Annotated in this window: 20 protein-coding genes and 1 other annotated feature; of the genes, 19 read left to right on the top strand and 1 reads right to left on the bottom strand. The window is 36.3% G+C overall.

Annotated elements, in window-relative coordinates:
* The 18 genes from rlmB to tuf all read left to right on the top strand — a co-directional run bounded on the left by rlmB (position 1) and on the right by tuf (position 19,492).
* Positions 1 to 750, top strand: coding sequence for a 23S rRNA (guanosine(2251)-2'-O)-methyltransferase RlmB (gene rlmB, locus NST87_RS11525; protein WP_019468578.1), 750 nt, complete (start codon positions 1 to 3; stop codon positions 748 to 750).
* Entirely contained in the window at positions 747 to 1,271 is a 525-nt protein-coding gene (locus tag NST87_RS11520) for an NYN domain-containing protein (RefSeq protein WP_019468577.1), read from the top strand. The genes rlmB and NST87_RS11520 overlap by 4 nt, the downstream gene beginning before the upstream one ends.
* Positions 1,272 to 1,344: 73 nt before the next feature.
* On the top strand, positions 1,345 to 1,926 hold the full coding sequence (locus NST87_RS11515; protein ID WP_019468576.1) for a sigma-70 family RNA polymerase sigma factor: 582 nt from the start codon (positions 1,345 to 1,347) through the stop codon (positions 1,924 to 1,926).
* A gap of 122 nt (positions 1,927 to 2,048) precedes the next feature.
* The gene (gene rpmG, locus NST87_RS11510; protein WP_071560108.1) at positions 2,049 to 2,192 is read left to right on the top strand and encodes a 50S ribosomal protein L33; all 144 of its coding nucleotides are present in this window, start codon (positions 2,049 to 2,051) and stop codon (positions 2,190 to 2,192) included.
* A 127-nt stretch (positions 2,193 to 2,319) separates the two neighbouring features.
* Positions 2,320 to 2,499 (top strand): preprotein translocase subunit SecE, encoded by a 180-nt coding sequence (gene secE, locus NST87_RS11505; protein WP_019468575.1) that lies wholly within the window; start codon positions 2,320 to 2,322, stop codon positions 2,497 to 2,499.
* Positions 2,500 to 2,513: 14 nt separating this feature from the next.
* Positions 2,514 to 3,062, top strand: coding sequence for a transcription termination/antitermination protein NusG (gene nusG / locus NST87_RS11500; RefSeq protein ID WP_019468574.1), 549 nt, complete (start codon positions 2,514 to 2,516; stop codon positions 3,060 to 3,062).
* 270 nt (positions 3,063 to 3,332) lie between these two features.
* Positions 3,333 to 3,755: a 50S ribosomal protein L11 gene (gene rplK, locus NST87_RS11495; protein ID WP_019468573.1), complete on the top strand. Its 423-nt coding sequence runs from the start codon at positions 3,333 to 3,335 to the stop codon at positions 3,753 to 3,755.
* Positions 3,756 to 3,982: 227 nt separating this feature from the next.
* Positions 3,983 to 4,678 carry a 50S ribosomal protein L1 gene (gene rplA, locus NST87_RS11490; protein WP_019468572.1) on the top strand — a complete coding sequence of 232 codons (696 nt, stop codon included), beginning with the start codon at positions 3,983 to 3,985 and terminating at the stop codon, positions 4,676 to 4,678.
* 90 nt (positions 4,679 to 4,768) lie between these two features.
* Positions 4,769 to 4,916, top strand: a sequence feature (ribosomal protein L10 leader region).
* A gap of 76 nt (positions 4,917 to 4,992) precedes the next feature.
* Positions 4,993 to 5,502, top strand: a complete 510-nt coding sequence (rplJ, locus tag NST87_RS11485; RefSeq protein WP_019468571.1) for a 50S ribosomal protein L10 — start codon at positions 4,993 to 4,995, stop codon at positions 5,500 to 5,502.
* 43 nt (positions 5,503 to 5,545) lie between these two features.
* Positions 5,546 to 5,911, top strand: a complete 366-nt coding sequence (rplL, locus tag NST87_RS11480; protein ID WP_019468570.1) for a 50S ribosomal protein L7/L12 — start codon at positions 5,546 to 5,548, stop codon at positions 5,909 to 5,911.
* A gap of 251 nt (positions 5,912 to 6,162) precedes the next feature.
* Positions 6,163 to 6,771, top strand: a complete 609-nt coding sequence (locus tag NST87_RS11475; protein WP_019468569.1) for a class I SAM-dependent methyltransferase — start codon at positions 6,163 to 6,165, stop codon at positions 6,769 to 6,771.
* Between the two features lie 199 nt (positions 6,772 to 6,970).
* Positions 6,971 to 10,522: a DNA-directed RNA polymerase subunit beta gene (rpoB, locus tag NST87_RS11470; protein WP_340721734.1), complete on the top strand. Its 3,552-nt coding sequence runs from the start codon at positions 6,971 to 6,973 to the stop codon at positions 10,520 to 10,522.
* Between the two features lie 170 nt (positions 10,523 to 10,692).
* The gene (gene rpoC / locus NST87_RS11465) at positions 10,693 to 14,286 is read left to right on the top strand and encodes a DNA-directed RNA polymerase subunit beta' (protein WP_186299744.1); all 3,594 of its coding nucleotides are present in this window, start codon (positions 10,693 to 10,695) and stop codon (positions 14,284 to 14,286) included.
* Between the two features lie 285 nt (positions 14,287 to 14,571).
* Positions 14,572 to 14,826 carry a ribosomal L7Ae/L30e/S12e/Gadd45 family protein gene (locus NST87_RS11460; RefSeq protein WP_019468566.1) on the top strand — a complete coding sequence of 85 codons (255 nt, stop codon included), beginning with the start codon at positions 14,572 to 14,574 and terminating at the stop codon, positions 14,824 to 14,826.
* Positions 14,827 to 14,921: 95 nt separating this feature from the next.
* Positions 14,922 to 15,335, top strand: coding sequence for a 30S ribosomal protein S12 (gene rpsL / locus NST87_RS11455; protein WP_019468565.1), 414 nt, complete (start codon positions 14,922 to 14,924; stop codon positions 15,333 to 15,335).
* Between the two features lie 71 nt (positions 15,336 to 15,406).
* Entirely contained in the window at positions 15,407 to 15,877 is a 471-nt protein-coding gene (rpsG, locus tag NST87_RS11450; RefSeq protein ID WP_019468564.1) for a 30S ribosomal protein S7, read from the top strand.
* 118 nt (positions 15,878 to 15,995) lie between these two features.
* Positions 15,996 to 18,089 (top strand): elongation factor G, encoded by a 2,094-nt coding sequence (gene fusA / locus NST87_RS11445; RefSeq protein WP_019468563.1) that lies wholly within the window; start codon positions 15,996 to 15,998, stop codon positions 18,087 to 18,089.
* A gap of 215 nt (positions 18,090 to 18,304) precedes the next feature.
* Positions 18,305 to 19,492, top strand: coding sequence for an elongation factor Tu (gene tuf, locus NST87_RS11440; protein ID WP_064264070.1), 1,188 nt, complete (start codon positions 18,305 to 18,307; stop codon positions 19,490 to 19,492).
* 164 nt (positions 19,493 to 19,656) lie between these two features.
* On the opposite strand, the gene NST87_RS11435 is transcribed toward tuf, so the two are convergent.
* A complete protein-coding gene (locus NST87_RS11435; protein ID WP_019468561.1) occupies positions 19,657 to 20,829 on the bottom strand; it encodes a M20 family metallopeptidase in 1,173 nt (390 codons plus the stop codon).
* Between the two features lie 190 nt (positions 20,830 to 21,019).
* Here NST87_RS11435 and NST87_RS11430 point away from each other — a divergent pair, with 190 nt between their 5' ends.
* Positions 21,020 to 22,207 (top strand): glycine C-acetyltransferase, encoded by a 1,188-nt coding sequence (locus NST87_RS11430; protein WP_040029893.1) that lies wholly within the window; start codon positions 21,020 to 21,022, stop codon positions 22,205 to 22,207.
* Positions 22,208 to 22,295: the final 88 nt, after the last annotated feature.

Raw genomic sequence — 22,295 nt, 5'->3', positions numbered from 1 at the left:
TTGGAAGAGATTGTAATCGTAGGTCGTCATGCCGTAAAAGAAGCGATTGTTTCCGGGCATACAATTAATAAGGTTTTAATTCAGGATACAGTGAAAAAAGGACAAATCAATGACATTTTAAAAAAGGCAAATAGTAACAAAATCATTGTACAAGCAGTGCCGAAATCGAAATTAGATGGTTTGTCTGATGCACCACACCAAGGTGTCGCTGCATACATTGCACCATATGAATATGCAGACTTTGATGCGTTTTTAGTACAACAAAAAGATAACGAAAAACTATCTACGGTTTTAATTTTGGATGGCTTAGAAGATCCCCATAATTTAGGATCGATTTTAAGAACTGCTGACGCTTCAGGTGTGGATGGCATCATTATTCCGAAAAGGCGATCGGTTGCACTCACACAGACCGTTGCAAAAGCATCTACAGGTGCGATCGAACATGTGCCTGTCATGCGTGTTACAAACTTAGCGAATACTATTGAAACATTAAAAGAACATGGTTACTGGGTTGTTGGTACTGAAGCGGAAAATTCAACAGATTATCGTGAAATGGACGCCGGTATGCCATTAGCAATCGTTATCGGAAGCGAAGGGCAAGGTATGAGCCGACTTACAAAAGATAAATGCGACTTTTATATAAATATTCCGATGGTAGGGCACGTAAATAGTTTGAATGCCTCTGTTGCGGCAAGTTTAATGATGTATGAAGTCTACCGTAAACGTAATCAGATTGGAGAAAAACCATGAAGGATCGTTTCTTGATTATTGACGGTTATAATATGATTGGCCAATCACAAGATTTAAGTCAAATAGCCCAAGAAAATTTGGAAGAAGCACGTGATCAATTACTAACTGCGATTGCAAATTATAATGCAGTTATAGCTGATGAGGTGGTTTGTGTGTTTGACGCTTACGAACAATCGGGCATGTCCTCAGAATATATGTATCATGGTGTAAAGATTGTTTTTACTAAAGAAAAAGAAACAGCAGATAGTTTTATAGAAAAATATGTATATGATTTATATGACAAACATACAAGACACATCACAGTGGTAACAAGTGATATGAGTGAACAACATGCCATATTTGGTGCGGGTGCTTATCGTATCTCTTCAAGAGAGATGTGGAGAGACTTAAGAGAAAATGAAGTTTCGGTTTCAAAAAAGCTTGAAGGATTCAATGAGCAGAAACCACGGACGCGTATAGAGCTGTCCAATGAAATTTTGGAAGAATTTGAAAAAATCAGAAGGGGTAACAATCATAAATAAGAAGATTGTCCCCTTGCTTTTTTTACAGAGTACTTTGTATGCTAGCTTTAACCTAATGAAAGGATTTTAAAGTATGCTGCAAAGAACAAATCATCAAGAACCAACACCAGTCTCAAAAAGCACATGGCAAGATATTCATTTCTTAATCGATTTACTAGAGAAATTACAACCACATATTTTGAAATGTTTGAACCATTTTTCAATACATCCAGATGACAAAGAAGATCTACAACAAGAAATATTTTTTAAATTATTTAAAGCGTTAAGACAATTCGATTTTTCTAAAGAAATCCCATTAGCACATTATGTAAATCGCACTATCAAAAATGCCAAAAATGATTATATAAGAAAAAAATTAGCTGATTTAAGGCGGCAAAGATTGTTGGAAAACGAAATGCTAATTAGTGTCCAAATGTTAAGGCAAGCGCGACAAACGGATGAAATTATTTTAAAAAAAGAAACACTAACTATGCTGCATCAAAGCATTGAAAAATTAACAGAGCTAGAACAAGGTATTATTAATTATATTTTAAATGACTATAAACCATCTGAAATTGCCTGCATTTTAAATCTAAATGTTAAAATAGTTTACAATACGATACATAGATGTAAACTGAAATTGAAGCGTGCATTTAACCCGAAGCGTTCGAATTAAAATCAGCTATAGATAGGTATTAATTGATTTTTGGGTTACTAGAAAGCAATGGTGGAAGATTGACAATTGACAGAGATGTTATGTATAGTAGATTGGTATTATAATGAGTAAGGTGAAGTAAAATGAAAAAAGTGCCATTAAGCTGTGAAACGTGTGGAAATAGAAATTATAATGTTCCTAAACAAAGTAACCTTACATCAAGATTGACATTGAAGAAATATTGTCCAAGATGTAACGCGCATACAGTTCATAAAGAAGCAAAATAATGTCGGTATATTAGATTAAGTAATTGAGTAAATATAACCTTCCAATTTAGTTGTGAGTATTGTATTTGCTTAATTTGTCGTATGTATAAGCAAATGAGAAAATCGAATTAATACGGAGGTATTGCTAATGGCTAAAAAAGAAAATTTCTTTCAAGGCGTAAAGTCAGAAATGGAAAAGACAAGTTGGCCAACGAAAGAAGAATTATTTAAATATACTGTAATCGTTGTAGCAACGGTAGTATTTTTCTTAGCCTTCTTCTATGTCTTAGATTTAGGTATTGGTAGAGTTATAGAGTTAATTAAATAGATAGGAGTGACGACATGTCTGAGGAAGTTGGCGCAAAGCGTTGGTATGCTGTGCATACTTATTCTGGTTATGAGAACAAAGTTAAAAAGAATTTAGAAAAACGTGTGGAATCTATGAATATGACTGAACTGATATTCAGAGTGGTTATACCTGAAGAAGAAGAAACACAAGTTAAAGATGGCAAAGCTAAAACATTAACTAAAAAAACATTTCCTGGCTATGTATTAGTTGAATTAATCATGACTGATGAATCATGGTATATTGTCAGAAATACACCAGGTGTTACAGGATTTGTTGGTTCAGCAGGTGCTGGATCAAAACCGAATCCATTATTACCTGAAGAAGCACGTTTCATCTTGAAACAAATGGGCATGAAAGAAAAAACAATTGATGTTGAATTAGATTTAGGTGAACAAGTCCAAATCAAATCAGGACCATTTGCGAATCAAGTTGGTGAAGTTCAAGAAATTGAAGCGGATAAATTTAAATTGACAGTTCTTGTAGACATGTTTGGTAGAGAAACACCTGTTGAAGTAGAATTCGATCAAATTGAAAAATTATAAAGGTATATAAGTGCGATAGCCCTTATATAAGTAATACTAGATTTGCTGAAGCAAGAAGTATTACTTTACATGCATTAAGAACCCCTAATCATTAAAATGATAAGGGGTTCTATAAAAAAAGTTACACTTTACTCTTGCTTTATGTTTTAAATAGATGTTATAATACTGTGGTCGCGCTCATAGAGCGTTCATTTCGTCACGAAATGTAGAAGAGTGGGAGGACAAAACTGAGTCCTGTGACCACATCACGATATCAAGGAGGTGCACATCGTGGCTAAAAAAGTAGAAAAAGTTGTTAAATTACAAATTCCTGCAGGTAAAGCAAACCCAGCACCACCAGTTGGTCCAGCATTAGGTCAAGCAGGTGTGAATATTATGGGATTCTGTAAGGAATTCAACGCACGTACACAAGAAGATGCAGGTTTAATTATTCCGGTAGAAATCAGTGTTTATGAAGATCGTTCATTTACATTCATTACAAAAACTCCACCGGCTCCAGTATTACTTAAAAAAGCAGCTGGCGTTGAAAAAGGTTCTGGCGAACCTAATAAAAACAAAGTTGCTACAGTAACTAAAGATCAAGTACGTGAAATTGCAAACCAAAAAATGCAAGATTTAAACGCTGCAGACGAAGAAGCAGCTATGCGTATTATCGAAGGTACTGCACGTAGTATGGGTATCACTGTTCAATAATATTAAAATTAACTGAAAACATAGATTGACGATAAAGCAGATGACAGAAATGACAAACAGGATCAAAGCGTTCAATATTGTCGTAATAAGAGGAAAATTGTCATTTACTTAGGAATTGATTCCTGAGATGCAATACGATTAAAACCTCTCTGTTATCTGCTCTTAACTTGCACAAGCGAGTAAATGTGGGAGGAAATTCCGCTAAAACCACTAAAGGAGGACATGAAATGGCTAAGAAAAGTAAAAGATTTCAAGAAGTAGCTAATAAAATCGACCGCCAAAAACACTATAGTGTTGAAGAAGCAGTTGAATTAGCTAAAGAAACAAGTATCGCTAACTTTGACGCATCAGTTGAAGTAGCATTCCGTTTAGGAATTGATACACGTAAAAATGATCAACAAATCCGTGGTGCAGTTGTACTACCAAATGGTACAGGTAAATCACAACGTGTATTGGTATTCGCAAAAGGAGACAAAGCAGCTGAAGCAGAAGCAGCAGGTGCTGATTTCGTTGGTGAAAGTGAATATGTTCAACAAATCCAACAAGGTTGGTTTGACTTTGACGTAGTAGTAGCTACACCAGACATGATGGGCGAAGTTGGTAAACTTGGTCGTGTATTAGGACCTAAAGGTTTAATGCCAAACCCTAAAACTGGTACTGTAACAATGGATGTTACAAAAGCAGTTGAAGAAATCAAAGCAGGTAAAGTAGAATATCGTGCTGAAAAAGCTGGTATTGTACATGCTTCAATTGGTAAAGTATCATTTGATACTGACAAACTTGTTGAAAACTTCAAAGCTTTACAAGATGTGTTAACTAAAGCGAAACCATCTTCAGCTAAAGGTACTTACTTCAAATCTGTTGCTGTTACAACAACAATGGGTCCTGGAGTAAAAGTCGATACTTCTAGCTTCAAACTTTAATCTTAAATATAAATGCTGATAAGACTGAATGAATTCATTCAGTCTTATCCTTAAAAATATATTGACATACTGCATTTAACCAGTTATATTGGTTAATGTATTATTTTACCTAAGACAGTAGGAGTTAGTGATAACTTAAAAATAATCCTACCGAGGCTAAAATTGACTTGAACGTGAAGATTTTTAGATCTTTCAAGCACTTTTTGCCGTGGGTAGAAAGTGCTTTTTTTATTGAGATAAAGTTGTTAATTCTTGTAATTAGCAGTTGTAATCAAGATTAAAAGCACCAAATAAAAAACTATGGAGGTGTCTAAATGTCTGCTATCATCGAAGCTAAAAAACAACAAGTTGATGTAATTGCTGAATCATTGAAAAATTCAGTATCTACTGTAATCGTTGACTACCGTGGTCTAACTGTTTCAGAAGTAACTGAATTACGTTCACAATTACGTGAAGCTGGCGTTGAATTCAAAGTATTAAAAAATACAATGGTTCGTCGTGCTGCTGATCAAGTTGGTTTAGAAGGTTTAAATGAACATTTAGTAGGTCCTACTGCAGTTGCTACTTCAACAGAAGATGTTGTTGCTCCAGCAAAAGTATTAGCAGGATTTGCTAAAGAACATAAAGCTTTAGAAATTAAAGTAGGTGTTATGGAAGGCAGTGTTATCTCTGCTGAAGAAGTTAACACAGTTGGTACATTACCATCACACGACGGTCTTGTTTCTATGCTTTTATCAGTATTACAAGCTCCAGTACGCAATTTCGCTTATGCAGTTAAAGCTGTTGGAGAAGATAAAGAACAAAACGAAGAAAGCGCTGAATAATTGCGCATAATAAACTAATAAAAATTAATGGAGGAATATTAAAATGGCTAATCAAGAACAAATCATTGAAGCAATTAAAGAAATGTCAGTTTTAGAATTAAACGACTTAGTAAAAGCAATTGAAGAAGAATTTGGTGTAACTGCAGCAGCTCCAGTAGCAGCAGGTGCAGCAGGTGGCGGAGACGCTGCTGAAGAAAAAACAGAATTTGATGTTGAATTAACATCAGCTGGATCATCTAAAATCAAAGTCGTTAAAGCTGTTAAAGAAGCTACTGGCTTAGGATTAAAAGATGCTAAAGAATTAGTTGACGGAGCTCCTAAAGTAATCAAAGAAGCTTTACCAACTGAAGAAGCTGAAAAACTTAAAGAAGCATTAGAAGAAGTTGGCGCTACAGTAGAATTAAAATAATTCTAGCTGGCTAACAGTTCATAATTTTATATTGAAGGTTGTCCAAGCAGCTTAACACATTAGCTATTTCGATACACTAATCTTAAATGTAATATGGATAGCCTGAAATCTTTGAGAAATGAAAACCCCGTTATCGATATAACGGGGTTTTATCTTATTTGAACTATCCTGAATAAAATTTTTGTTATTACAAAAATTTGTTGAGGGTATAGTATTAATCTAAGATAAATTAGATTAAAAGAGGTGTAGTCATGAGTCATTACTATGATGAAAATCCTGAAGTAGAAAGCGACGAACTTCCTTTTACTTATTCCTACAAAAACTATGATTTAAAATTAGTTACTGATTCAGGTGTGTTTTCTAAAGGGAAAATAGACTTTGGTTCAGATTTATTAATCAATACTTTTTTAAACGAAAATCCCCCGGGTCCTACTAAAAAAATTATAGATGTTGGTTGTGGTTATGGTCCGATTGGTTTGATGATTGCAAAAGTGTCTCCACACCATGAAATTACAATGGTTGATGTAAATCAGCGTGCACTTGCTTTATCGATTAAAAATAAAAAGAAAAACCATCTAGAGAACGTCGACATCATAGAAAGCGATGGGTTATCACAAGTAGAGAATGATGCTTTTGATTTTGTGCTAACTAATCCACCGATTAGAGCAGGAAAAAAGGTAGTTCACAGCATCTTAGCTGATGCATATCATAAATTAAAAGTGAATGGCGCCCTTTATGTTGTGATTCAAAAAAAACAAGGTATGCCATCCGCGAAGAAAAAAATGGAAGAAACATTTGGTAACGTAGAAGTATTAGAAAAGCGCAAAGGCTATTATATATTAAGAAGTGTAAAAGGTTGATTAAAAACCACTGTTCTGATATAGTAATAGAATGTAAAAAATTATGTTCAATAAGTGTGTACTTTTACGTATAAATTAACAAAGTATATAAGATGAAATAGAAAATGGTGTCATGAGTTATGCTACCGTTTTCTTTTTGTCTAATTATATTTGCTGATTTAGTAAAAGTAAACACGCAATTTTTGAGGGGTGAATCTGTTTGGCAGGTCAATTTGTCCAATATGGAAGACATCGTAAACGTAGAAACTATGCGAGAATTTCAGAGGTATTAGAATTACCGAATTTAATTGAGATTCAAACTAAGTCTTACGAGTGGTTCTTAGAAGAAGGTTTATATGAAATGTTTAGAGACATTTCACCGATTGAAGATTTCACAGGTAATCTGTCTTTAGAGTTTGTTGATTACAGACTTGGAGAATCAAAATATGATTTAGAAGAATCGAAAAACCGTGATACGACGTATTCTGCACCTCTACGTGTAAAAGTACGTCTAATCATTAAAGAAACAGGCGAAGTGAAAGAGCAAGAAGTGTTTATGGGTGATTTCCCATTAATGACAGATACAGGTACATTTGTGATTAATGGTGCTGAACGTGTTATCGTATCACAATTAGTTCGTTCACCATCCGTTTACTTTAATGAAAAATTAGATAAAAATGGTCGCACAAACTATGATGCAACAATTATTCCTAACCGTGGTGCATGGTTAGAGTATGAAACTGATGCTAAAGATGTAGTTTATGTACGTATTGATAGAACAAGAAAATTACCACTAACAGTATTATTAAGAGCTTTAGGCTTCTCAACAGATCAAGAAATCATTGATCTCTTAGGAGATAATGAGTACTTACGTAATACATTAGAAAAAGATGGTACAGAAAATACTGATCAAGCATTATTAGAAATTTATGAGCGTTTACGCCCAGGTGAACCGCCTACAGTAGAAAATGCGAAAAGCTTATTATACTCACGTTTCTTTGATCCGAAACGTTATGACTTAGCGAGTGTGGGTCGTTATAAAGCGAATAAAAAACTTCATTTAAAACACCGTTTATTCAATCAAAAATTAGCAGAACCAATTGTTAATGCTGAAACAGGTGAAATTGTAGCTGAAGAAGGTACTGTCTTAGATCGTCGTAATTTAGATGAAATCATGGATGTATTAGAATCTAATGCTAACAGTGAAGTTTTTGAACTTGAAGGTACTGTGATTGATGAACCAGTAGAAATTCAATCTATTAAAGTATATGTTCCTAATGACGAAGAAGGACGCACAACGACAGTTATTGGTAATGCGTTCCCTGATTCAGAAGTGAAATGTATTACACCAGCTGATATCATCGCATCAATGTCATATTTCTTTAATTTACTAAGTGGTATTGGATTCACAGATGATATTGACCATTTAGGTAATCGTCGTCTACGTTCAGTAGGGGAATTACTACAAAACCAATTCCGCATTGGTTTATCAAGAATGGAACGTGTGGTACGTGAAAGAATGTCTATCCAAGATACAGATTCTATTACACCACAACAATTAATCAATATTCGTCCAGTTATTGCGTCAATTAAAGAATTCTTTGGTAGTTCTCAATTGTCACAATTCATGGACCAAGCCAATCCATTAGCGGAATTGACACATAAACGTCGTCTATCAGCATTAGGACCTGGTGGTTTAACACGTGAACGTGCTCAAATGGAAGTGCGTGACGTTCACTACTCTCACTACGGTCGTATGTGTCCAATCGAAACACCAGAGGGACCAAACATTGGTTTGATTAACTCATTATCAAGTTATGCACGTGTAAATGAATTTGGTTTCATTGAAACGCCATATCGTAAAGTAGATCTTGAAACGAATAGTATCACAGATCAAATTGATTATTTAACAGCTGACGAAGAAGATAGCTATGTAGTAGCACAAGCAAATTCTAAGTTAGATGAAAATGGTCGCTTCTTAGATGATGAAGTTGTTTGTCGTTTCCGTGGTAATAACACAGTTATGGCAAAAGAAAAAATGGATTACATGGATGTATCTCCTAAACAGGTTGTTTCTGCAGCAACAGCATGTATTCCATTCTTAGAAAACGATGACTCTAACCGTGCATTAATGGGTGCGAACATGCAACGTCAAGCAGTCCCATTGATGAATCCAGAATCACCTTTCGTAGGTACTGGTATGGAACACGTAGCAGCTCGTGACTCTGGTGCAGCAATTGTTGCTAAAAACAAAGGCCGTGTTGAACACGTTGAATCTAATGAAATCCTTGTACGTCAACTTATCGAAGAAGATGGACAAGAATACGAAGGCGAAATCGATCGCTATCCATTAGCTAAATTCAAACGTTCAAACACAGGTACTTGTTATAACCAAAGACCAATCGTTGCTACAGGTGATGTCGTAACGAAAGGTGAAATTTTAGCCGATGGTCCTTCAATGGAACTTGGTGAAATGGCGTTAGGTAGAAACGTAGTTGTCGGTTTCATGACATGGGATGGTTACAACTATGAAGATGCTGTAATTATGAGTGAACGCCTAGTGAAAGATGACGTATATACTTCAATTCATATTGAGGAATATGAATCAGAAGCACGTGATACAAAACTAGGACCTGAAGAAATTACACGTGATATTCCTAACGTTTCAGATAGTGCGCTTAAAAACTTAGATGACCGTGGTATTGTATACGTAGGTGCTGAAGTTAATGATGGAGACATTTTAGTAGGTAAAGTAACGCCTAAAGGTGTAACAGAATTAACAGCAGAAGAACGCTTATTACATGCAATATTCGGTGAAAAAGCACGTGAAGTACGTGATACATCATTACGTGTACCTCATGGTGCAGGCGGTATTGTTCTAGATGTTAAAGTCTTCAACCGTGAAGAAGGAGATGACACATTATCTCCAGGTGTAAACCAATTAGTACGTGTTTATATCGTTCAAAAACGTAAAATACATGTTGGTGACAAAATGTGTGGTCGTCACGGTAACAAAGGTGTTATTTCTAAGTTAGTTCCTGAAGAAGATATGCCTTATTTACCAGACGGTACACCAATTGACATCATGTTGAACCCATTGGGTGTTCCATCACGTATGAATATCGGACAAGTATTAGAGTTACATTTAGGTATGGCTGCTAAAAACTTAGGTATTCATGTTGCATCACCAGTATTTGATGGTGCGAGTGATGAAGATGTATGGTCAACGATTGAAGAAGCAGGTATGGCACGTGATGGTAAGACAGTATTATATGATGGACGTACAGGTGAACCATTCGATAACAGAATTTCAGTCGGCGTTATGTATATGCTGAAACTTGCACACATGGTTGACGATAAATTACATGCGCGTTCAACTGGACCATACTCACTTGTTACGCAACAACCACTAGGTGGTAAAGCACAATTTGGTGGACAACGTTTCGGTGAGATGGAGGTATGGGCACTTGAAGCTTATGGTGCTGCTTACACACTTCAAGAGATCTTAACTTATAAATCTGATGACACAGTAGGTCGTGTTAAAACTTACGAATCTATTGTCAAAGGTGAAAATATTACTAAACCTGGTGTTCCTGAATCATTCAGAGTATTGATGAAAGAACTTCAAAGTTTAGGATTAGATGTTAAGATTATGGATGAGCTTGACAATGAAATTGACATGCAAGATAACGAAGATGAAGATGCAGTAGAACGTAAAGTGGACCTTCAACAAAAAGAAGCGCCACAATCACAAAAAGAAATTACTGACTAATACAGATCGCATTTAAGTTTATAAAGAGATATACCATATTGAGGTGAAGTCGTCGTACTTGCCTCATTATGAGTTTATCTAATATTGATAAAGAGCAATCAATCAATTTGCACAGCTAATCTAAATTGAAGGAGGTAGGCTCCTTGATTGATGTAAATAATTTCCATTATATGAAAATAGGACTTGCTTCACCTGAAAAAATCCGTTCATGGTCTTTTGGTGAGGTTAAAAAGCCAGAAACAATTAACTATCGTACTTTAAAACCAGAAAAAGATGGTCTATTCTGTGAGAGAATTTTCGGACCTACAAAAGACTGGGAATGTAGTTGTGGTAAATACAAACGTGTACGCTATAAAGGTATGGTTTGTGATAGATGTGGAGTAGAAGTAACTAAATCTAAAGTGCGCCGTGAAAGAATGGGACACATTGAATTAGCTGCGCCAGTTTCACATATTTGGTACTTCAAAGGTATTCCAAGCCGCATGGGACTATTACTAGACATGTCACCAAGAGCATTAGAAGAAGTGATTTACTTTGCTTCTTATGTTGTTGTTAATCCAGGACCAACTGGTTTAGAGAAAAAGACATTACTATCTGAAGCAGAATTCAGAGAGTACTATGATAAATTCCCTGGTCAATTTACAGCTAAAATGGGTGCTGAAGGTATCAAAGAATTATTAGATGAAATTGATTTGGATACAGAATTAAAAGAATTACGTGATGAGTTAGAGTCTGCAACAGGACAAAGACTTACACGTGCGATTAAACGTTTAGAAGTAGTTGAATCATTCAGACATTCTGGTAACAATCCAGCATGGATGGTATTAGATGTACTTCCAATTATTCCACCAGAAATCAGACCAATGGTTCAATTAGACGGTGGACGTTTTGCAACAAGTGATTTAAACGACTTATATCGTCGTGTTATCAACCGTAACAACCGTTTAAAACGTTTATTAGATTTAGGTGCGCCTGGCATCATCGTACAAAACGAAAAACGTATGCTACAAGAAGCAGTTGATGCACTTATCGATAATGGCCGTCGTGGTCGTCCAGTAACTGGACCAGGTAATCGTCCATTAAAATCACTTTCACATATGCTTAAAGGTAAACAAGGTCGTTTCCGTCAAAACTTATTAGGTAAACGTGTTGACTATTCAGGTCGTTCAGTTATCGCTGTTGGGCCTAGCTTGAAGATGTATCAATGTGGCTTACCTAAAGAAATGGCTTTAGAACTATTTAAACCATTCATCATGAAAGAATTAGTTCAACGTGAAATTGCGACAAACATTAAAAATGCTAAAAGCAAGATTGAACGTATGGATGATGAAGTATGGGATGTATTAGAAGACGTAATTAAAGAACATCCAGTGCTTTTAAACCGTGCACCAACGCTGCATAGATTAGGTATTCAAGCATTTGAACCTACACTTGTAGAAGGCCGTGCCATTCGTCTACACCCACTTGCAACAACAGCTTATAACGCTGACTTTGATGGTGACCAAATGGCTGTTCACGTACCATTATCTAAAGAAGCACAAGCAGAAGCACGCATGCTCATGCTTGCAGCACAAAACATCTTAAACCCTAAAGATGGTAAACCTGTTGTTACACCATCACAAGATATGGTATTAGGTAACTATTACCTTACTTTAGAACGTAAAGATGCTGTAAATACTGGTACAATTTATAATGATACAAATGAAGTGCTAAAAGCATACGCAAATGGTTATGTACATTTACACACACGTATAGGTGTGCATGCAAGTTCATTTAATAACCCAACATTTACAGAAGCGCAAAATCAAAAAATCTTAACAACATCTGTTGGTAAAGTTATCTTTAATGAAATCATTCCTGATTCATTTGCATACATTAACGAACCAACAAAATATAACCTTGAAAACAGTACGCCAGACAAATACTTTGTTTCTGCTGCTGAATTAGGTGAGGGTGGATTAAAAGCATATTTTGATGAGCAACCACTTAGCGAACCATTCAACAAGAATTTCTTAGGAAATATCATTGCAGAAGTCTTCAATCGATTCAGCATCACAGATACATCTATGATGTTAGATAGAATGAAAGACTTAGGCTTCAAATTCTCTTCTAAAGCTGGTATCACTGTTGGTGTATCTGACATTGTGGTCTTACCAGATAAACAACAAATTTTAGATGAACATGAAAAACTAGTTGAAAAAGTACAAAAACAATTTAACCGTGGTTTAATTACAGAATTTGAACGTTACAATGCAGTTGTTGAAATTTGGACTGATGCTAAAGACCAAATTCAAAATGAATTAATGGGTTCACTTGAAAAAACAAACCCAATCTTTATGATGAGTGACTCTGGTGCTCGTGGTAACGCATCTAACTTTACACAGTTAGCTGGTATGCGTGGACTTATGGCTGCACCATCAGGTAAGATCATTGAATTACCAATCACTTCATCATTCCGTGAAGGTTTAACGGTGTTAGAATACTTTATCTCTACACATGGTGCGCGTAAAGGTCTTGCCGATACAGCACTTAAAACAGCGGACTCTGGTTATCTTACTCGTCGTCTGGTTGATGTGGCACAAGATGTTATCGTTCGTGAAGAAGACTGTGGTACTGACCGTGGTTTACTAGTATCTGATATTAAAGAAGGTACTGAAATGATCGAACCATTTAGCGAACGTATTGAAGGTCGTTATTCTAAAGAAACGATTCGTCACCCAGAAACAGATGAAGTTATCGTTCGTCCAGATGAGTTAGTAACAGCAGAAATTGCTAAGAAAATCACAGACGCTGGTATAGAAGAAATGTATATCCGTTCAGCATTCACATGTAACACACGTCATGGTGTATGTGAAAAATGCTATGGTAAAAACCTTGCTACTGGTGAAAAAGTTGAAGTTGGTGAAGCAGTTGGTACAATTGCTGCCCAATCAATCGGTGAACCAGGTACACAGCTTACAATGCGTACATTCCACACAGGTGGTGTAGCAGGTAGTGACATCACGCAAGGTCTTCCTCGTATCCAAGAGATCTTCGAAGCGCGTAACCCTAAAGGTCAAGCAGTCGTTACCGAAATTGAAGGTGTCGTAGATGACATTAGCGTTGCCAAAGATCGTCAACAAGAAATCGTCATCAAAGGTGCAAATGAAACGAAATCTTACTTGGCTTCAGGTACTTCAAGATTAAAAGTTGAAGTTGGCCAAAGTGTTGAACGTGGTGAAGCACTTACAGAAGGTTCTATTGAACCTAAGAACTTCTTATCTATATCTGGTTTAAATGCAACAGAAAGCTATTTATTAAAAGAAGTTCAAAAAGTTTACCGTATGCAAGGTGTTGAAATTGATGATAAACACGTTGAAGTTATGGTAAGACAAATGTTACGTAAAGTACGTATCATTGAAGCTGGAGATACGAAATTACTTCCAGGTGCACTTGTAGATATTCATAACTTTACAGATGCTAACCGTGAAGCATTCAAAGAACGTAAACGTCCAGCAACATCTAAACCTGTATTACTAGGTATAACAAAAGCTTCTCTTGAAACAGAAAGCTTCTTATCAGCAGCATCATTCCAAGAAACAACTCGTGTACTTACAGATGCAGCTATCAAAGGTAAACGTGATAACTTACTTGGACTTAAAGAGAACGTTATTATCGGTAAGCTTATTCCAGCTGGTACAGGTATGAGACGTTACAGTGATGTACAGTATGACAAAGCGACACCTGAAGAAGTTGTTGAAGAAATTCAACCAACAGAAATCTAGTATAGCTTTTGAGATGTAAAATGGTTTTATCATTCATTTGAAGTTGTTTAAACATATAGACATGTGTTGAGGTTGTAAGACTTCATCACATGTCATATGTTTTAAGCGATTGACCATTTGAGCTCGGGCGAAATAAAAGATTTGATGGAGACATTTAATCTTTATTTCGCTCACTTATTTTTTTATATATTTTCTGCAAAAAATGTTAATTAAAGTTGACTACGCAGTAATTTTGATGTTATTATTATTAAGGTTGATGCAAGCAGAACTTTGGAGGATACTTAGATGTCTAATGAAAAAGTTGCACGCTTTAACAAACAACACTATGTTATTGGTCTTAAACAAACGCTGAAAGCATTGAATAAAGATCAAGTGACATCATTGATTATCGCTGAAGACGTTGAGATTCATCTGATGACTCGCGTGTTAAGTCAAATCAATCACAAAAACATATCTATCTCATTTTTCGAGAGCAAACAAGCTTTAGGAAAGTATGTAGGTATAAACGTTAATGCGACTGTTGTTGCATTATTGAAATGAGATTAGTAAGATTTTTTCTTACTAAATTTTATTTACCTTTAAAATGAACCACCTGGATGTGTGGGATTATAAAAGAAGAGAGGAGGACATATTTCATGCCAACTATTAATCAATTAGTACGTAAACCAAGACAAAGTAAATCAAAAAACTATGATTCACCAGCATTGAACAGAAACTACAACAGTAAAAAGAAAAAGTACACTAGCTTAAACTCACCACAAAAACGTGGTGTTTGTACACGTGTAGGTACTATGACACCTAAAAAACCTAACTCTGCGTTACGTAAATATGCTCGTGTGCGTTTGTCTAACAACATCGAAATCAACGCTTATATTCCTGGTATCGGACACAATTTACAAGAACACAGTGTTGTACTTGTACGTGGTGGACGTGTAAAAGACTTACCTGGTGTGCGTTACCACATCGTACGTGGTGCACTTGATACTTCAGGTGTTGACGGTCGTAGACAAGGTCGTTCATTATACGGAACTAAAAAACCTAAAAAATAAGGTTAAGATTGCGTAAATTTTCGTTATAAATAATGGAAATATATTATAATTAGGAAGGGAGGATTTATATTATGCCTCGTAAAGGATCAGTACCAAAAAGAGACGTATTACCAGACCCAATTCATAACTCAAAATTAGTTACTAAATTGATTAACAAAATTATGTTAGATGGTAAACGTGGAACAGCTCAAAAAATTCTTTATTCTGCATTTGAATTAGTTCAAGAACGCAGTGGTCGTGAAGCTATCGAAGTTTTCGAAGAAGCTATCGACAACATCATGCCAGTATTAGAAGTTAAAGCACGTCGTGTAGGTGGCTCTAACTATCAAGTACCTGTAGAAGTTCGTCCAGAACGTCGTACTACTTTAGGCCTTCGTTGGTTAGTTAACTATTCACGTCTTCGTGGTGAAAAAACGATGGAAGAACGTTTAGCTAACGAAATTTTAGATGCTGCAAACAACACTGGTGGTGCAGTTAAGAAACGTGAAGACGTTCATAAAATGGCTGAAGCTAACAAAGCCTTCGCTCACTATCGTTGGTAGGATAGTAGGTTTTTCCCTGAGCATGTTCCACACGGATAGTTTACTATCTAGGTGCATGCTTAGGGCATCGCCATATTTATAGTATTTATTCGCAGTTATACTGGAAGGAGAAAAATACATGGCTAGAGATTTTAGTTTAGAAAGAACTCGTAATATCGGTATCATGGCTCACATCGATGCTGGTAAAACAACTACGACTGAACGTATTCTTTACTATACTGGACGTATCCATAAAATTGGTGAAACTCATGAAGGAGCTTCACAAATGGACTGGATGGAACAGGAGCAAGACCGCGGTATCACTATCACATCAGCTGCAACAACAGCTTCATGGGATGATCACCGTGTAAACATCATCGATACACCAGGACACGTAGACTTCACTGTTGAAGTTGAACGTTCATTACGTGTACTTGATGGTGCAGTAACAGTACTTGATGCGCAATCAGGTGTTGAACCTCAAACTGAAACAGTTTGGCGTCAAGCAACAACTTACAGCGTTCCTCGTATTGTTTTCGTAAACAAAATGGACAAATTAGGCGCTAACTTTGAATATGCTGTAAGCACAATTCATGATCGCCTACAAGCGAATGCACAACCAATCCAATTACCAATTGGTGCGGAAGACGAATTTGAAGCAATCATCGACTTAGTTGAAATGAAATGTTTCAAATACAACAATGACTTAGGAACTGAAATTGAAGAAATTGAAATTCCTGAAGATCAAAAAGAAAGAGCTGAAGAAGCTCGTGCAACACTTATTGAAGCAGTAGCTGAAACAAGTGATGAATTAATGGAAAAATATCTTGGTGACGAAGAAATTACTGTAGCTGAATTAAAAGACGCTATTCGTGAAGCAACTAATAATATTGAATTCTACCCAGTTCTTGTTGGTACTGCCTTCAAAAACAAAGGTGTTCAATTAATGCTTAACGCAGTAATTGATTATTTACCATCACCATTAGATGTTAAACCAATTGTCGGCCACCGTGCTGATGATCCAGAAGAAGAAGTTATCGCAAAAGCGGATGACAATGCTGAGTTCGCTGCATTAGCGTTCAAAGTAATGACTGACCCTTATGTTGGTAAGTTAACATTCTTCCGTGTGTACTCAGGTACATTAACATCAGGTTCTTATGTTAAAAACTCTACGAAGAACAAACGTGAACGTGTAGGTCGTTTACTACAAATGCACGCTAACTCTCGTCAAGAGCTTAACACAGTTTACTCAGGAGATATCGCTGCTGCGGTAGGTCTAAAAGAAACTGGTACTGGTGATACTTTATGTGGTGAGAAAAATGACATTATCTTGGAATCAATGGATTTCCCAGAACCTGTTATTCACCTATCAGTTGAACCAAAATCTAAAGCTGACCAAGATAAAATGACTACAGCTTTAGTTAAGTTACAAGAAGAAGACCCAACATTCCATGCACACACTGACGAAGAAACTGGACAAGTTATCATCGGTGGTATGGGTGAGCTTCACTTAGACATCTTAGTTGACCGTATGAAAAAAGAATTTAACGTTGAATGTAATGTTGGTGCGCCAATGGTTTCATATCGTGAAACATTTAAGCAATCAGCACAAGTTCAAGGTAAATTCGCGCGTCAATCTGGTGGTCGTGGACAATACGGTGATGTTAAAATTGAATTTGAACCAAACGAAACAGGTGGCGGTTTCGAATTCGAAAACGCTATCGTTGGTGGTGTAGTTCCTCGTGAATACATTCCATCAGTTGAAGCTGGACTTAAAGATGCTATGGAAAACGGTGTATTAGCTGGTTATCCATTAATTGATGTTAAAGCTAAATTATTTGATGGTTCATACCATGATGTCGATTCATCAGAAATGGCCTTCAAAATTGCTGCATCATTAGCACTTAAAGAAGCTGCTAAAAAATGTGATCCTGTTATCTTAGAACCAATGATGAAAGTAACAATTGAAATGCCTGAAGAATACATGGGCGACATCATGGGTGACGTAACATCTCGTCGTGGACGTGTTGATGGTATGGAACCTCGTGGTAATGCACAAGTTGTAAATGCCTTTGTACCACTTTCAGAAATGTTCGGTTATGCAACATCATTACGTTCTAATACACAAGGTCGTGGAACATACACTATGTACTTCGATCACTATGCAGAAGTTCCAAAATCAATTTCTGAAGATATTATCAAGAAAAACACTGGTAATAAATCAGCTGAATAATTAAACTTGTAATGTGCAGTGACAGTCTGTACAATACATGTAAAGCTTAATTATATGGCTTACAGTTTTATTGATTGATTTTTTAGGGAAAATGCATTATAAAGGTACTGTATGGTACTTTTAACCTAAATAAATCATCTTCTCATGATGGTGAGAAACTGTCATGAGAGATAAATTTAACAATTAATTTTCTAACGAATAGGAGAGATTTTATAATGGCTAAAGAAAAATTCGATCGCTCAAAAGAACATGCCAATATTGGTACAATCGGACACGTTGACCATGGTAAAACTACTTTAACAGCTGCTATCGCAACTGTTTTAGCAAAAAATGGTGACTCTGTTGCACAATCATACGACATGATTGATAACGCTCCAGAAGAAAAAGAACGTGGTATCACAATCAATACTTCACACATCGAGTATACAACTGAAAAACGTCACTATGCTCACGTTGACTGCCCAGGACACGCTGACTATGTTAAAAACATGATCACTGGTGCTGCTCAAATGGACGGAGCTATCTTAGTAGTATCTGCTGCTGATGGCCCAATGCCACAAACTCGTGAACATATCCTTTTATCACGTAACGTTGGTGTTCCAGCATTAGTTGTATTCTTAAACAAAGTTGACATGGTTGACGATGAAGAATTATTAGAATTAGTAGAAATGGAAGTTCGTGACTTATTAAGCGAATATGACTTCCCAGGTGACGATGTACCTGTAATCTCTGGTTCAGCATTAAAAGCTCTTGAAGGCGACGCTGACTATGAGCAAAAAATCTTAGACTTAATGCAAGCTGTTGATGACTTCATTCCAACACCAGAACGTGATTCTGACAAACCATTCATGATGCCAGTTGAGGACGTATTCTCAATCACTGGTCGTGGTACTGTTGCTACAGGCCGTGTTGAACGTGGTCAAATCAAAGTCGGTGAAGAAGTTGAAATCATCGGTATGCAAGAAGATTCAAGCAAAACAACTGTTACTGGTGTAGAAATGTTCCGTAAATTATTAGACTACGCTGAAGCTGGTGACAACATTGGTGCGTTATTACGTGGTGTTGCACGTGAAGACATCCAACGTGGTCAAGTTTTAGCTGCTCCTGGTTCAATTACACCACACACAAACTTTAAAGCGGAAGTTTACGTTTTATCAAAAGATGAAGGTGGCCGTCATACGCCATTCTTCAGTAACTATCGCCCACAATTCTATTTCCGTACTACTGACGTAACAGGTGTTGTTACTTTACCAGAAGGTACTGAAATGGTTATGCCTGGCGACAACGTAGAAATGGAAGTTGAACTAATTTCTCCAATCGCTATCGAAGACGGTACACGTTTCTCTATCCGTGAAGGTGGACGTACTGTTGGATCAGGCGTTGTAACTGAAATCTACAAATAAGATATTTTATCTTGATATAGATTTGAAGAGTCTCCAATTTTTGGAGACTCTTTTTTATATTCGTGTTAACTCTTTTTTTGTTTTGACTATTTTTTAGTATAAATGAGATCATCATTCAAAAATTGGAATATTTGCATATAGAAAACGCCTTAGGCATCAAAAGCCTAAGGCGTTATTACATTTTCTAACTCCAATATTTTTAAAAACTGGCTGGCACTATATTTTAACGCTTTTTCATCTAGATTAAAATACGGACTATGATGTGGGTGTGTGGTACCTTTTTCAGGGTTACCGCAACCTGTTAGAAAGAATGCACCAGGACGTACTTTTTGATAATGTGAAAAGTCTTCGCCAATCATCATTAATTCTGATTCGTTAAATCTTAAATTCATATCATTCGTAGCTTGTTTAACAATGTCAAAACATTTTGGATTATTATGGACAGGTAAATATCCTTTGATATAATCAAAATCATAAGTGATGTCGTTCGCTACAGCTAACCCTTGTAAAAGCTTATCCATTTTGTGCATCACATGCGCTTGTACTTCTGTATCGAAAGTACGCACTGTGCCTTTGCAAAATGCTGTATCTGGAATGACATTATCTGCTGAACCAGACTGTACCATACCGAAGCTAATAACAGCTTGTTTTACAGGATCTATTGTTCTTGAAACAATCTTTTGCGCACTAATGATAAATTCAGCCATAATGACCACCGGATCGATTGTTTCGTGTGGTTTTGCACCATGTCCACCTTGACCATGAATGGTTACGTTGAATTCATCGGGAGAAGCCATCATTGCACCAGGACGAGAATAAATTGTGCCTGTAGGATAGCCACTCCACAAATGATTTCCATATACTCTATCTACATTTTGTAAGCAACCATCATCAATCATTTCTTGAGAGCCACCCGGCATGATTTCCTCACCATATTGGAAAATCAGTACGACATTACCATTTAATTTGGTTTTATACGCTTCTATTATTTCAGCAACTGCTAATAATGTTGCTGTATGGCCATCATGCCCACATGCATGCATCGCACCAGGATTTTTAGATTTGTAATCTACTTCTGTTAATTCATTGATCGGTAAAGCATCAAAATCAGCACGCAATGCAATCGTTGGACCGTCTCCTTGTCCATTAAATGTTGCGACGATGCCATTTCGTCCGACGGGTGAACGAACGTCACATGATAGTTGGCTGAGTTGATTTAGGATGTAGTCACGTGTGTGATACTCCTCAAATGATAATTCAGGATATTGATGCAAATAGCGACGTATTTGAATCATTCTGTTTTCCTTTTCTCTTGCTAGTTGAAACCAATCAAACAACTTCAACCCTTCTTCCTTAAAATGATTATTCTATTATATCATTTTAAATGACTTTACTGTAGAGACAATTATTATGACTTTAATTAAATTGCAGAAAACGCTTTAGTGATTCGTGTGATTCTACTTTCCTGATACAAGAAAATGGGTTATGATAAGATTAAATAGTAGATAACTCAAAGGGGGATTTTCAGTGGTACAGTCACTACATGGCTTTTTAGATGAAAATATTCAGTATTTGAAAGAAAATGGACTTTATAACGAAATTGATACAATTGAAGGCGCGAATGGACCAGAGATTAAGATTAACGGGAAAAATTATGTCAATTTGTCTTCAAATAACTATTTAGGACTTGCAACAGATGAAGATTTAAAACAAGCTGCTAAAGATGCCATTGATACACATGGTGTAGGTGCAGGTGCGGTAAGATCTATTAACGGTACATTAGACCTTCATGATGAATTGGAAGCAACACTAGCGAAATTTAAAGGTACAGAGGCTGCCATTGCATACCAATCAGGTTTTAATTGTAATATGGCAGCAATTTCAGCTGTGATGAATAAAAATGATGCTATCCTATCAGACGAATTAAATCACGCATCAATTATTGATGGATGTCGCTTATCTAAAGCGAAAATCATTCGTGTCAATCATTCAGATATGGATGATTTACGTGCTAAGGCAAAAGAAGCTGTTGAATCTGGACAATACAATAAAGTAATGTATATTACTGACGGGGTATTTAGTATGGATGGCGATGTTGCCAAATTACCAGAAATCGTAGAAATTGCCGAAGAATTCGGTTTAATCACATATGTTGATGACGCACATGGCTCTGGTGTCATGGGCAATGGTGCAGGTACAGTGAAACATTTTGGCCTTCAAGACAAAATTGATTTCCAAATTGGTACATTATCTAAAGCGATTGGTGTTGTCGGTGGTTATGTAGCTGGTACACAATCATTGATCGATTGGTTGAAAGCACAATCAAGACCATTCTTATTCTCAACATCACTAGCGCCTGGTGATACAAAAGCCATTACTGAAGCTGTTAAGAAATTAATGGCATCAACAGAATTGCACGATAAACTTTGGGAAAATGGTAATTACTTAAAAGACGGACTGAAAAAATTAGGTTTTGACATTGGTAATTCTGAATCACCAATTACACCAGTAATCATAGGTGACGAAAAAGAAACACAAGCATTTAGTAGTCGCTTAAAAGATGAAGGTATCTATGTGAAATCTATCGTCTTTCCAACAGTACCAAAAGGTACAGGTCGTGTGCGTAATATGCCTACAGCTGCACATACAAAAGAAATGCTTGATCAAGCATTAGCGGCATATGAAAAAGTAGGTAAAGAACTAGGTACAATTTAACGCGAACTAGCTAAATATAAAACGAATATAAATAAAGCAACAAACTGCTAGACTGCTTATGTCCTAATTGTATGGACATGGGTTGTCT

Origin of the sequence: Staphylococcus sp. FSL W8-0271 (assembly GCF_038006605.1) — a bacterium.
GTDB lineage: Bacteria > Bacillota > Bacilli > Staphylococcales > Staphylococcaceae > Staphylococcus > Staphylococcus cohnii.
The sequence above is the reverse complement of the archived record's forward strand: the minus strand, read 5'-3'. Positions and strand labels throughout refer to the sequence as shown.